Here is a 13,108-nt window from a genome sequence, read left to right on the forward strand (position 1 = left end):
CCCACTAATGTCATCATTAGCTTGTGGTTATAAAACGGATGAGTCGAGCGAGTATTGTAACAAATCGATAGTTGAAAAGGGTAAAGCGAGCTTAGGACAAATGTAGTCGTTACTATTGTAGTCTAAGCTCTGTAGTCTAAGCTCGCAAAAGCGAATAAACTGAGTGTTCAATCACTGCTAAATTTGCTAGGATACGCATACTATCAACGATTATATTAGCCTTGCTATGAACCCATCATCTACACCTAAAGCTTCTAAGCTACATACCAAAATCCTCTATCCTGGCACCTTTGATCCCATTACCACCGGTCACGTCGATTTGGTCAAACGCGCGACTAAATTATTTGATGAAGTGGTCATTGCCGTGGCTTCAGGCCACCACAAAAAGCCGCTATTTAGTTTTGAGGAGCGGGTCAGCTTAGTAGAAACGGTATTTGCGGATCTGCCGCAAGTCTCTGTCGTTGGGTTTGAGGGTCTGCTGGTGGACTTTATGCGCGAAAAGGGAGCAACTGCTGTTTTGCGCGGCTTGCGCGCGATGTCAGATTTTGAATATGAGTTTCAACTGGCCAATATGAACCGCGAGCTCGATGAAAATTTTGAGGCAGTGTTTTTGACGCCGTCACAGAATTACTCTTTTATCTCATCGACTATGATTCGCGAAATCGCTAAGCTTGGCGGCGATGTCAGAAAGTTTGTACCAGAATGCGTCTCGCAGGCCTTTATCGATAAGCTGGCGATTCAGACTAAATAGATCAGCAAGTATTGGCTTTTATCACTAATGAAGCGTATTTTTAAAACGGTAACCACAAAATCATAAAGGGGTAGGTCATGGCGTTATTAATCACTGATGAATGCATCAACTGTGATGTCTGCGAGCCGGCTTGCCCTAACGAAGCCATCTCTGAGGGCGAAGACATTTATGTCATTGATCCTGATCTATGCACCGAATGCGTCGGTCACTTTGATGAGCCGCAGTGCGTGGTCATCTGTCCTGTCGACTGTATTCCAAAAGACCCCGATCATATCGAGAGCGAAAGCGATTTATTGGCCAAATACAAGCGTATTACGGGTCAATAAATATTGATAAGCGATTGATGACGTTTGGGTTTACAACGCTTTAGGGATGATACGATGACCAAAAAAAACACGACCGCCACAGCCATCCAAGCAACGAATGAGTTTGATCAACGGCACTTATGGCACCCGTATGCCAGCCTACCACCCACTTATTCTAATATCGTAATCGATCGCGCTGAAGGTATTTATATCATCACTGAAGACGGCAAGCGCCTGATCGATGGTATGTCGTCATGGTGGGCGAGCGTCCATGGCTACAATCACCCCAAGCTAAACGAAGCGCTGACCCAGCAGTTGAGCAAAATGGCGCATGTGATGTTTGGTGGGTTAACCCATCAGCCAGCGATCGATCTGGGCAAAAAGCTACTCGATATTGTGCCCTCTGGTCTCGATGCGATTTTTTATGCTGACAGTGGCAGTATCGCCGTAGAAGTGGCACTAAAAATGGCGCTGCAATATCAAGTAGCTGCTAAGCGCCCAAACAAGCAACAGTTTGCCTCGACCCATTCAGGCTATTACGGTGATACGTGGCACGCCATGAGTGTCTGTGATCCTGTCAATGGGATGCACAGTCTGTATGGCAAGCAGCTACCGATGCAGCATTTTGTCTCAGCACCGCCACTTGGCTTTGATCGCGCATTGACGGCAGATGATCGTGAGTCATTAGCTCAGTTTTTTGTAGAGTATGGTGAGCAGCTGGCAGGTTTTATCATTGAGCCAATTATTCAGGGCGCAGGTGGTATGCGTTTTTATAGCCCTGAATATTTGCGGCTATTACGCACACTTTGTGATAAGTACGATGTACTCTTGATAGCGGATGAGATTGCTACTGGGTTTGGGCGTAGTGGAAAGTTATTTGCCTGTGAGCATGCCAGCATTACCCCTGACATCATGACCATTGGCAAGGCGCTGACTGGCGGCTACATGACTTTTGCCGCAACGCTCTGTACTCGTCATATTGCCGATACCATTCATAATAGTGACTGTCCAGCGCTGATGCATGGCCCGACTTTTATGGGTAATCCGCTCGCATGTGCGGTCGCCTGTGCGTCGATTGATTTGATCCTGTCTTATGATATCGAAACGTGTACTGCCAATATGCAACGTACGATGGAGCAAGCCCTGACGCCAGCTGCGCAGCTGGCAGGTGTTGCCGAGGTGCGTTGTTTGGGGGCAGTGGCAGTGATTGAGTTAGAAGACGCTGTTGATATGCCCATTTTTCAATCCTTATTAATTGATAATGGTATCTGGGTCAGACCCTTTGGTAAGTTGGTGTACATTATGCCGCCTTACATTATTACTGATGATGAGCTGACCACCTTATGCCAAGCGCTGCTAAAAGTAGTACGTAAATATTTAGAACATCGAGGTTAACCATGAGCGTGCTATTTGTATCCGGCATCGATACCGATATCGGCAAAACCTATGCCACGGGTCTACTTGCCAAAGCGTTGATGCAGCAGGGTGTGAACGTTATCACGCAAAAATTGGTGCAAACAGGCATCAGTAAACAAGCAGATGGCGAACTAGGCATTGCGGATGATATTTTAAGTCACCGTCAATTGATGCAGATGCCATTACAGCCATGTGATCTGGACTTTACCACCTGTCCTTATCGCTATGAGAAGCCTGCGTCACCGCATCTGTCCGCAGCATTGGCCAATCAGCCTCTTAACATCAATGTGATTACTGATGCCACCAAAGCATTGCAAGCTGATTATGAGATGGTGTTGCTTGAAGGGGCAGGCGGGCTACTGGTACCGATAAATGAGCAACTATTAACCTTGGATTATATTGCCAAGCAAGGCTATCCTATCGTCTTGGTCACCTCTGGCCGACTGGGCAGCATCAATCATACGTTACTAAGCTTAGAAGCCATAAAATCGCGCGGCTTAATGATCCATAGTGTGATTTACAATCATATCCATGATGATGCTGAGCAAACGGATGCTGAGATTGCAAACAGTACCATTGATTTTTTGCAAACCTATTTGGCGCGCTATTACCCCAAAGCGCACTGGCTGGTTTTAGCCAAACAAGCAAATGAACATTCAGATGATGCTGACATAGCCTTGCCAACAGCGTTTATCTAAGTGTTTAAAATGCTTTTAAGGTCATTAAAGTCATTCTAAAAATAAGCTGAAAAGACATTCCCATACAGGCGTTAGTTTTGCTATACTAGCGCGCTTGGTAGACTAGGCAATCGCCGCTGCATACTGTTTGTTATTTTTAATAGATAGAATTGCAGGGGAGGAAAGTCCGGGCTACATAGGGCAGCGTGCCAGCTAACGGCTGGGCAGAGTAATCTGACGACCAGTGCAGCAGAGAGTAGACCGCCTCGCATCAGCATGTGAGGTAAGGGTGAAAGGGTGCGGTAAGAGCGCACCGCGTGAATGGCAACATCTCACGGCAAGGTAAACTCCACGCGTAGCAAGACCAAATAGGCATCGGTATGGCGCGGCCCGCGTTCGATGCGGGTAGGTTGCTTGAGCGTATTAGCGATGATACGCCTAGAGGAATGATTGTCCACGACAGAACCCGGCTTATCGGTCTGCCAAACCTATTTTGCTTATTCGGTTTGCTATTTTATTTCAGCAGTTAAAGCAGTTTTTTTGCAAAAAATGTCAGATTGGGGTTGACGCAAGTCGATGCTATCGGTATTATACCGAGCCTTAAATGGCGATGTAGCTCAGCTGGTTAGAGCGCACGACTCATAATCGTGAGGTCAAGAGTTCAAGTCTCTTCATCGCCACCATATTCAAAAAAGCCAATCCTTAGCGGTTGGTTTTTTTTTGCCTGAAGTTTTACCTCAAGCGTAGAGTCGACAAATCGTGTTGCGCCGTTTGTTAATGGTATCAGGCCTTTCTTTATTTATAATCAATGTTTATACTCAATCGAGAATGACTCCATCAAAAACGCTCGTTTTTTGTTATGCACCAATCTTGTCAAATAAAATCGCCTTACTTTAGAGCTAAAAACTGCTAGAATACCTGCACGTATAAGTACGTTGTAATAAATGCTAGAGACGCGATTTTGCAACTAACAACTACGATCCAATCATCCTTTATTTAGTAGGCGCTTTGTGACTGCATTAGCCAATATTCGTAATTTTTCTATCATTGCCCACATTGATCATGGCAAGTCGACCCTTGCTGACCGTTTTATTCAGATGTGCGGCGCGCTGCAAGATCGTGAGATGCAGGCGCAAGTGCTTGACTCTATGGACATCGAGCGTGAGCGCGGTATCACCATTAAAGCGCAGTCGGTCACGCTATATTATGACCATCCTAATGGTGAGCGTTATCAGCTAAACTTTATCGATACGCCAGGTCACGTTGATTTTTCTTATGAAGTATCGCGCTCACTAGCGGCTTGTGAAGGCGCGCTGTTAGTCGTTGACGCGGCGCAAGGTGTTGAGGCGCAGTCGGTTGCCAACTGTTATACCGCAGTCGATCAGGGCCTAGAAGTCATGGCTGTCCTTAACAAGATTGATCTACCGCAAGTGGAGCCTGAGCGCGTCATTCAAGAGATTGAAGATATCATCGGCATAGAGGCAATCGATGCCCCTCGCGTTTCTGCCAAGTCAGGCTTGGGCGTGGAGGCGTTATTAGAGGCGCTAGTTGAGCGTATCCCAGCACCGACAGGCGATCGCGACGCCCCGCTACAAGCGCTCATTATTGACTCTTGGTTTGATAGCTATTTGGGTGTTGTGTCTTTAGTGAGAGTCCGTGAAGGTACCGTGCGTAAGGGCGATAAGATTTATATCAAATCGACCCAAGAATCGCATCCGGTCAGCTCAATTGGTGTCTTTACACCTAAGCCTTTAGATACTGGTATTTTAGAGGCGGGTGAAGTTGGCTTTATCATCGCTGGGATCAAAGATATCGCTGGCGCGCCAGTAGGGGATACTATCACTCACGAAAAAACGCCTGACGTCGATCGTATTCCAGGGTTTAAGCAAATCACTCCGCAGGTCTATTCAGGGATGTTTCCGGTAGATTCTAACGATTTTGAAAAGTTCCGCGAAGCGCTGAAAAAATTGCAAATCAATGATGCGTCACTGTTTTTTGAGCCAGACACTTCTGATGCGCTAGGGTTTGGCTTTCGTTGTGGCTTTTTGGGTATGCTGCACATGGAGATTATCCAAGAGCGTCTTGAGCGCGAATATGACTTGGATCTAATCACCACTGCGCCTTCGGTTATCTATGAGATAGAAAAGAAAGATGGCGAGGTGATCTACGTTGATAACCCATCAAAACTTCCTGAGCCTAACAATATCGAAGAGTTTCGTGAACCGATAGCGCGCTGTCAGATACTAGTACCACAAGACTATCTGGGTAACGTTATGACCCTATGTATTGAGCGCCGCGGTGTACAGGTCGATATGCGCTTTATGGGTAAGCAAGTACAGCTTATTTTTGATATTCCAATGGCCGAGGTGGTCATGGATTTCTTTGATCGACTCAAGTCAGTCTCACGCGGCTTTGCATCCTTAGATTATAACTTTGAGCGCTATCAAGTCGATAAACTGGTCAAGGTTGATGTACTGATTAACGGCGATAAAGTCGACGCCCTAGCGATGATTGTGCATCAAGATCAAGCGCGTTTCCGTGGTAATCAGCTAGTGGGTAAGATGAAAGAGCTGATCCCGCGCCAGATGTTCGATGTCGCAATTCAGGCAGCGATTGGCAGTCAGATTATTGGTCGTAGCACGGTTAAAGCGATGCGTAAAGACGTCTTGGCTAAGTGTTACGGCGGTGATGTTTCGCGTAAGAAAAAGCTGTTATCTAAGCAAAAAGCAGGTAAAAAACGAATGAAGCAAGTAGGTAGTGTGGAGATACCACAAGAAGCCTTCTTAGCAGTATTGCAGGTCGATAGTTAATAAATCATTACGACTACCGATGGTTTGATATCAGAATAGTTACGGTTTTAAACGAAGCGATAAAGTGAATGTGGCAAAATGAGTCATTTTTTGATAGCTGAAGGGCACTTTGATGGATTTTGATTTTAACTTAATTTTAGTGCCACTAACGCTAGGTTTAGGGCTGATTTGGCTATTAGATAAACTGGCTTTGAAGCAACGAAAAACGCGTGGTCCCGGCGAAGAAAACCTACTAGTGCGCTGGGCTTATGACTTTTTTCCAGTACTGGCAGTGGTCTTAATTGTACGCTCTTTTTTGATTGAGCCTTTTAATATTCCATCCTCTTCTATGGTGCCGACGCTATATACTGGCGATTTTATTGCGGTAAATAAGTTTGCTTATGGCGTGCGCTTGCCTTTAACTTATAGTAAAGTTATTGATACAGGTGATCCTGAGCACGGCGATGTCGCTGTATTTCGTTATCCTGAAAATCCAAGTGTGCATTATATCAAGCGCGTTATTGGCCTGCCGGGTGATACAGTCAGTTATGACAATGGTACTCTTGCTATCAATGGTACAGAGGTAAAAACAGAGTCCGTCGACTTTGCTGCCAATCCGGAATTGACCTCACAGCTGTATCCAGCAGGTCAGATTGCGCCAGGTGAAGTGCTAACTGACGCCGAAGCGACGAGAATGGGGCAGTTAGAAGAAGAGCAAGCGCAGTATTTTAAAGAGACGCAAGGCGAGCATGAGCATCTGGTTCGCTATCTAAAAGGCATGAACAGCTCACAATATGCGCCTTTTTTACAGCAGCAAGCGTCAGAGGTAGTGAGCTCGGCTGGGAATCAGTGGCGTATCACGGTTCCTGAAAATGAATATTTTGTCATGGGTGATAATCGTGACCGCAGCTTAGATGGCCGTTTTTGGGGGTTTGTTCCTGATGAGAACTTAGCCGGAAAAGCTGTTTATATTTGGATGCATAAGCCGCCCGGTCTAAGTATGCCAACTTTTGATCGCAATGGCTCCATCGACTAACGATACCAGCTTACTCAGCTTACCCATTTTATATAGGAAGCGTAAGGATGAAGCAAAACAGTTTATCTGCACAGCGCGGCAGTGTGACTAGTATAATTTTATTATTAATCATTATCGTCATAGCAGGTAAGCTAACCTTAGCTATTGCGCCTGCGCAAGTGGGCGATTATCAATTGACGAAGCTATTAGCGGCTCAGTTAAAAGAAGCGAATGCTAATAACGAGACATCGACTCAGTATATTGAACGCGTCAATAGACAACTGAATATCAACGCTTACTACGATACTGTAGCCCAAGATATTTTTACCTTTACGAATAAAAAAGCAGGACAATTGGCGATTTATAAAAATTACCAAGAAACCAATAACTTTTTTGCAAACGTTGATATCGTCAATCGCTTTGAAGGCGATATCGATGGGACGTCAGCAGAATAAGCACTCATTAAGCTGCTATATTAATACGATAAAAGGATAGCCAAAAGCCACGCATGAAATCAAATCCGCCGCAGCATAAAGCAAAGCCCGTGCCTGCTAGTCATAAAACAAGCACCGTTACTGACGCGCTAACATTAACCCCAAGTTTTATTCAGGGCTTAGAAGTGCTGATGCGCAAGCTTGGATATGTTTTTAATGATCCAAGCTTACCTAAGCTGGCTTTGACTCATCGCTCTTTTGATAGTAAAACAAACTACGAGCGCTTAGAGTTCTTAGGGGATGCGCTGCTCGGAATGATCGTAGGTGAAGCTCTATACCATCGTTATCCTACGCAAAACGAAGGACGCCTGACACGTATGCGCGCGACTTTGGTTCGCCAAGAGTCGCTGGTCATCATAGCGCAAAACCTAGAGCTGTCGAATCATCTCATACTCGGTGTTGGTGAGCGTAAGGGCGGCGGTCGTAACCGTGCTTCTATTTTAGCCGACGCGGTAGAGTCGTTAATCGGCGCGATATATCTCGATAGTCAAGATATTAATATTACCCGTAATTGCGTGCTAGATTGGTATGGGGAGTTGATAGAAAACGTCAATGAAAAAAAAGTGCTAAAAGACGCCAAAAGCCGCCTGCAAGAATGGCTACAATCTAAGCAGTTCGAGCTTCCGGTTTATGAATTAATAGAAACTCGCGGTAACGCTCCGCATCAGATTTTTGTTGTTCGCTGTCAGGTAAATATCAGTCAGTGCCCTGATGTGACTGAGTCTGGCGAGAGTCGCCGTATCGCCGAACAAAAAGCAGCTGAGCTGATGATCAATCAGTTGCACAAACTCCCCAAAGCGATAAAAAAACGCCCTTAAGATAAGCCTTACTCTTTACTCTTATCCTTTTATAACTATCCTTAAAGTATCAATTCTTTTACTATAAAAGTCATTACTTTAACCTTAAAGACAAAGCCAATAATATGAGCCAAAATAACGAAACTGAGCCAAACACCGAAATTAACACGCCTAAAAACAGTAGAAAGATAGGCGAGTCGTTAGCGACTGTGCAATCACAAACAGCTAATGTTGCTGACAACAGTGCCGAGACACCAAACACTACTGATAATGACGACGCAATCGATAGTTTCTTTTCAGCGAATAGTCACAACGACATTGCAGAGAATTTCAAAGCCGGTTATGTGGCCATTGTCGGACGTCCAAATGTAGGTAAGTCGACGCTGATGAACCATCTTTTGGGTCAAAAGCTCTCTATTACCTCACGTAAACCGCAGACGACGCGCCACCGTATTCATGGTATTTTGAGTACCAATGAGATGCAGGCGGTGTTCGTGGATACCCCAGGCATTCATCACAATGAAGTGCGCGCGATCAATGAGCGCATGAATAAAGCGGCATTATCAGCCTTAGTCGATGTGGATTTGGTACTGTTTGTAGTAGACTCAGATCAATGGCGTGAAGATGATTTATTGACTCTACAAAAGCTGGGTGAGACTGACCTAAAGGTTGTTTTGATTATCAATAAGGCCGACACGCTAAAAGATAAGGGCGTGATATTACCATTAATCGAAACGTTCAATGAAAGCTTCGATTTTGCCGATATCGTACCGGTTTCTGCTTTGAAGAGCCAAAACTTGGACCGCTTGCAAGAAGTTATTGCTTCGCATTTGCCTGTTGCAGATCCTATTTACGATCTAGAGCAAATCACCGATCGCTCAGAGCGTTTCTTAGCCAGTGAAATTATCCGCGAAAAAATTATGCGTAGCGCCGGAGATGAAGTACCCTATGATCTGACGGTACAAATTGATGGCTTTAAAGATGAAGCGGCGCATAAAGACCCTAAAACCGGGCGTCCTCGCAAAGCTATGACTTTTATTGATGCAACTATCTTTGTCGAGCGTAGTGGTCAAAAAGCCATTGTCATTGGCGAGAAAGGTCAGCGTATTAAACAAGTGGGTATAGTCGCTCGCAAAGATATGGAGCTGCTGTTTGACAAAAAAGTCATGCTCACGCTTTGGGTTAAAGTCAAACGCGGTTGGTCAGATGATGAACGTGCTCTAAATAGCTTAGGGTATTAAGGTACTACTAGTAGAACCAAATACTCTAACTAGATATCAATAAACGCTGAGGTAATAATAGATGCGCAATGAAGCATTAGTAGGTTATTTATTACATCAGCGCTCCTACCAAGAAAAACGTGCGATCTACTACCTTTTTTCTCAGCAGCATGGCGTCGTACATGGTATTGGCAAAAAAGGCGCGCCGCTATTTGCACCATTACAGCTGTTTGCTACCGGTAAGCGTGATCTTAAAACTTTTACCCAAATTACCATCAGTCAGCTCGATCGCCTATTAAACGATGAGCCTACCCCTGCAACAAACCAGTCATCAGCAGTAACATCGCCAGCCGCTCATAACCCACGCTATGGTCAGATCCGCGGTCAACAGCAATACGCGGCTTTATATCTCAACGAGATACTATGGAAGCTACTTCCTAGCGAAGATCCTATGCCAGTGCTATGGCAACATTATCAAGATAGTTTAAATTTACTCAAACAGCCATTAACAGCCGATGAGCTGCGCTTGTGTCTACGTCAATTCGAGCAGCACTTGTTTAAAGAGTTAGGCTTTGCACTGAGCTTAACGCAGGATAGTAACTTAGAAGCTATCGAGGCAGAGACTACTTATCGATTCTTAGCTGATACTGGCTTTGTACCAGTGGTAGCAGAGGAGTCAGCAGACCTTTCTTCCTCAGCAGCAACTTTGTTTCGTGGTCAAGAAATACTGTCAATGACTCAGCTCGGTATTGAAAGCTCAACTTTGAACTCATGGTCGCGCATACATCGTCAGCTTATCGATCAGCTACTCGATTATCAGCCGCTACAAAGCCGTCTGTTATGGCAACAGCAACAGCGTTATCAATAACTTCTCTTCTGTTTAGAAACTTAAAAAATGATTAACAGCCAGTCGGATGAGCGGCGTCAGGTTTGTATTTCACAATACCGCCTTGGTTAAAAGATATTTGATACTTACTTTGATTGTAGCTGGAGGTAGGACAGTATTTGATATGACCAAAAAATCCTCGAGGCCTACCGCTATCGCCCCAAAACTTAATATAATGCCGATTACCTGCTCGCAGATGTAGCTGAGCATACCTAGGAGACAAGCGCTGTTGCTCTAATAACTCATCTGTAGAAATATCGAAGTGCTGATTATCGTTGTGATCAAAGAATAGTAACATCGCTTTATTGCTATTTTTATGACAACGTCCTGCTGAATCTGATAAACAAACAATTAGATTTTGACGTCTTAAATAGCTCTCCGCTTTTGCAGTAGCTAACATAGAGCTTATGTCGTATCTGATGCGCTTAGACTCCATATTGGCTAACTGAGTTAATATAGATGGCGCAGCAATAATAGCTATTATCGCTAAAACACAGACAGTTACGATAAGCTCTACTAAGGTAAAACCCTGATTCCTTTGAATCTGGCATGAGCGTCGCTCGATAGTATAACTGAAAATAAAGTATATAAATAATAATATTAATATAAACGAATATATGTGTAATGGATGATTTAAAGAGTACATGATTTCTTACCGCCCTGAGCTAATTGCTAATTAATAGGGGAATGCGGTCTAAAGTAAATCTTAAATAAATGAGTAAAGCCTACAGCGCACTACTGACATAAATTGTATTTGCGCGCTGTATTTATCTTCAGTGATAGCACTATCTGTTATTGGATAAATAATAAGTCCAATTCTAATAGGATTGTTAGTGCTAGCAAGTGAAATAATGTTTACTAGTATATATAAGCAGAATATAGCCCAACTGTCAAAAAATGTTTCAATTAGTGAATTGAGCGTTTTATGAATAGAGAAAGCTACAAGGATGTATTAGAATACTTAGATACAACAAATAAAGAAGTTGATATTATTTAGGTAGGTTTAGTAACCATAAGTCTAAGGTCAAAAACAAAAAGATTGTGGTTATGTCAGTTGATATCAGGAATGTATCTCAAGTTTGTTTTAGTTACCCTATTATCGTGTAATAATGTGTAGCTGCCTGATAAAAAAAGTTGTAAACTGAATTAATAATCGCTAAGCTACTTCCTAATTACTTTTGTTGTATAATGACACATTCGTGATAGGTGTGTAGTTAACATATCTTAGGAAGTGGTATGACTTGTTTTATCCACTTAAATTATCCTTTGGAGGAAGCTCATGAAATTGAATAAAATCGCTCTAGCTCTGTTCGCTGTAACAGCTGCTCCACTAGCGGCTAACGCTGGTGTTACTATCAGCCCGTTACTATTAGGCTATCATTACAGCGAAGGCGCTGATGATGACCAAGCTGATTTACTAAAAGATTATAGTGGCAATGGTGACAGTTACTACAAAGAAGACGGTCTATATACTGGTGCCGCTTTAGGTATCGAGCTAACGCCTTCTACTCAGTTCCAAGTAGAGTATGGTGTATCTAACACTGACGCTATCCGCCAAGACGGTTCTGATAACTTCGACGCAGAACAAGAAATGATCTCTGGTAACTTCTTAGTTGGTTTTGAAGAGTTCAGTGGTTACACTGAAAATGCATTCAAGCCATACATGCTAGTTGGTGCCGGTCAATCTAAAATCGAAATCGAAGACAGCAACGGTGACAAAGTTTCAGGTACTAAAGACACTATCGGTAACTTAGGTCTAGGTGCTATGTACCGCATCAATGACGCACTAAGCCTACGCGGTGAAGCTCGTGCTATCCATAACTTCGATAACAACTGGTGGGAAGGCATGGCCTTAGCTGGTCTAGAAGTTGTACTAGGTGGTCACTTGAAGCCTACTGTAGCAGTGCCACCAGTTGTAGAGCCTGACGTCTATGTACCACCAGTAGTCGTTGTAGAAGAAGACGTAGACTCTGACGGTGATGGTGTTGTTGATTCACTAGACGCTTGCCCAGGTACTCCAATGAACGTCGTCGTTGACGAACGTGGTTGCCCAATTCCAGTAGATATTACTGATGAGTTGAAAATGGAGCTACGTGTGTTCTTTGATAACGACAAATCTACTATCAAATCACAGTATCAGCCTGAAATCGCTAAAGTAGCTGAGAAGATGCGTGAGTATCCAAACTCAACTGCCCGCATTGAAGGTCATGCTTCAAAAACTGGCCCATCAGCACGTTATAACCAACGTCTATCTGAAGCCCGTGCTGTAGCGGTTAAGTCTATGTTGACTAACGAGTTCGGTATCGCACCAAACCGTCTATCAACTGTAGGTTACGGTTACGACCAGCCTATCGCTGATAACGATACTGAAGAAGGTCGCGCTATGAACCGTCGTGTTTATGCCATCATCACTGGTGACAAAACAATGACTGTAGAACAAACTAAAGATATGGTTGTTCAGTAAGTAGCAAATTGATACCTTAGTTGTTGTACAAAAAAGCCACCTTTAAAGGTGGCTTTTTTCGTTGTATAAAAAGTAATGATATAAATAACTTAATGCAAAAAAGTATTTGCATTAATGTTATACTATCCGCCCAAACATTTTGCAAATGGACAAGTCACCTATTATTGCTGCTATTTAGCAATAGATTTGTCACTATCAGCACTTTACGCGGTAAGCCTTACGCCAAAAAGATCTTTAGGGCGCTAAATGTATTATTTAGTGTCCTAAATCGAAAATTACGGCGTCTATGCCTCC

12 protein-coding genes, 1 tRNA gene and 1 other RNA gene are annotated in these 13,108 nt (G+C 43.7%); 13 read left to right on the forward strand and 1 reads right to left on the reverse strand.

Annotated elements, in window-relative coordinates; genetic code table 11:
- Nucleotides 1-226 precede the first annotated feature (226 nt).
- From coaD to recO, 12 genes are all read left to right on the forward strand, one after another.
- Nucleotides 227-751, forward strand: a complete 525-nt coding sequence (gene coaD / locus W234_RS0108805) for a pantetheine-phosphate adenylyltransferase (protein WP_025646497.1) — start codon at nt 227-229, stop codon at nt 749-751.
- A 77-nt stretch (nt 752-828) separates the two neighbouring features.
- The gene (locus tag W234_RS0108810; RefSeq protein ID WP_025646498.1) at nt 829-1,077 is read left to right on the forward strand and encodes a YfhL family 4Fe-4S dicluster ferredoxin; all 249 of its coding nucleotides are present in this window, start codon (nt 829-831) and stop codon (nt 1,075-1,077) included.
- Between the two features lie 54 nt (nt 1,078-1,131).
- Nucleotides 1,132-2,451, forward strand: a complete 1,320-nt coding sequence (gene bioA, locus W234_RS0108815; RefSeq protein WP_025646499.1) for an adenosylmethionine--8-amino-7-oxononanoate transaminase — start codon at nt 1,132-1,134, stop codon at nt 2,449-2,451.
- Between the two features lie 2 nt (nt 2,452-2,453).
- Nucleotides 2,454-3,170, forward strand: a complete 717-nt coding sequence (bioD, locus tag W234_RS0108820; RefSeq protein WP_025646500.1) for a dethiobiotin synthase — start codon at nt 2,454-2,456, stop codon at nt 3,168-3,170.
- Nucleotides 3,171-3,264: 94 nt separating this feature from the next.
- Nucleotides 3,265-3,639, forward strand: an RNA gene (gene rnpB / locus W234_RS14195) — RNase P RNA component class A.
- A gap of 116 nt (nt 3,640-3,755) precedes the next feature.
- Nucleotides 3,756-3,832: transfer RNA gene (locus tag W234_RS0108825), tRNA-Met, on the forward strand.
- A gap of 327 nt (nt 3,833-4,159) precedes the next feature.
- Nucleotides 4,160-5,959: a translation elongation factor 4 gene (gene lepA, locus W234_RS0108830; RefSeq protein ID WP_025646501.1), complete on the forward strand. Its 1,800-nt coding sequence runs from the start codon at nt 4,160-4,162 to the stop codon at nt 5,957-5,959.
- A 112-nt stretch (nt 5,960-6,071) separates the two neighbouring features.
- Nucleotides 6,072-6,974: a signal peptidase I gene (gene lepB / locus W234_RS0108835; RefSeq protein WP_025646502.1), complete on the forward strand. Its 903-nt coding sequence runs from the start codon at nt 6,072-6,074 to the stop codon at nt 6,972-6,974.
- Nucleotides 6,975-7,021: 47 nt separating this feature from the next.
- Nucleotides 7,022-7,408 (forward strand): DUF4845 domain-containing protein, encoded by a 387-nt coding sequence (locus W234_RS0108840; protein WP_025646503.1) that lies wholly within the window; start codon nt 7,022-7,024, stop codon nt 7,406-7,408.
- Nucleotides 7,409-7,461: 53 nt separating this feature from the next.
- A complete protein-coding gene (rnc, locus tag W234_RS0108845; protein ID WP_025646504.1) occupies nt 7,462-8,265 on the forward strand; it encodes a ribonuclease III in 804 nt (267 codons plus the stop codon).
- Nucleotides 8,266-8,369: 104 nt separating this feature from the next.
- Complete coding sequence (gene era / locus W234_RS0108850) at nt 8,370-9,485, forward strand: GTPase Era (protein ID WP_025646505.1); 1,116 nt, start codon at nt 8,370-8,372, stop codon at nt 9,483-9,485.
- A 61-nt stretch (nt 9,486-9,546) separates the two neighbouring features.
- Entirely contained in the window at nt 9,547-10,332 is a 786-nt protein-coding gene (gene recO / locus W234_RS0108855; RefSeq protein WP_025646506.1) for a DNA repair protein RecO, read from the forward strand.
- 31 nt (nt 10,333-10,363) lie between these two features.
- Here the strand turns inward: recO and W234_RS14945 are convergent, their stop codons facing one another.
- On the reverse strand, nt 10,364-10,996 hold the full coding sequence (locus W234_RS14945; protein ID WP_084212645.1) for a prepilin-type N-terminal cleavage/methylation domain-containing protein: 633 nt from the start codon (nt 10,994-10,996) through the stop codon (nt 10,364-10,366).
- Between the two features lie 633 nt (nt 10,997-11,629).
- On the opposite strand from W234_RS14945, the gene W234_RS0108865 reads away from it, so the two are divergent.
- Nucleotides 11,630-12,814 (forward strand): OmpA family protein, encoded by a 1,185-nt coding sequence (locus tag W234_RS0108865; protein ID WP_025646507.1) that lies wholly within the window; start codon nt 11,630-11,632, stop codon nt 12,812-12,814.
- Nucleotides 12,815-13,108: the final 294 nt, after the last annotated feature.

The sequence above is a fragment of the Psychrobacter sp. TB15 genome (genome assembly GCF_000511655.1).
In the GTDB taxonomy this organism is placed as follows: domain Bacteria; phylum Pseudomonadota; class Gammaproteobacteria; order Pseudomonadales; family Moraxellaceae; genus Psychrobacter; species Psychrobacter submarinus.

Bases quoted from the DNA above. Each gene is read 5' to 3' on its own strand.
- recO (WP_025646506.1), top strand. From the start codon at position 9,547: ATGCGCAATGAAGCATTAGTAGGTTATTTATTACATCAGCGCTCCTAC.
- W234_RS0108865 (WP_025646507.1), top strand. From the start codon at position 11,630: ATGAAATTGAATAAAATCGCTCTAGCTCTGTTCGCTGTAACAGCTGCT.
- W234_RS0108840 (WP_025646503.1), top strand. From the start codon at position 7,022: ATGAAGCAAAACAGTTTATCTGCACAGCGCGGCAGTGTGACTAGTATA.
- coaD (WP_025646497.1), top strand. From the start codon at position 227: ATGAACCCATCATCTACACCTAAAGCTTCTAAGCTACATACCAAAATC.
- lepB (WP_025646502.1), top strand. From the start codon at position 6,072: ATGGATTTTGATTTTAACTTAATTTTAGTGCCACTAACGCTAGGTTTA.
- bioA (WP_025646499.1), top strand. From the start codon at position 1,132: ATGACCAAAAAAAACACGACCGCCACAGCCATCCAAGCAACGAATGAG.
- era (WP_025646505.1), top strand. From the start codon at position 8,370: ATGAGCCAAAATAACGAAACTGAGCCAAACACCGAAATTAACACGCCT.
- W234_RS0108810 (WP_025646498.1), top strand. From the start codon at position 829: ATGGCGTTATTAATCACTGATGAATGCATCAACTGTGATGTCTGCGAG.
- W234_RS14945 (WP_084212645.1), bottom strand. From the start codon at position 10,996: ATGTACTCTTTAAATCATCCATTACACATATATTCGTTTATATTAATA.
- bioD (WP_025646500.1), top strand. From the start codon at position 2,454: ATGAGCGTGCTATTTGTATCCGGCATCGATACCGATATCGGCAAAACC.
- rnc (WP_025646504.1), top strand. From the start codon at position 7,462: ATGAAATCAAATCCGCCGCAGCATAAAGCAAAGCCCGTGCCTGCTAGT.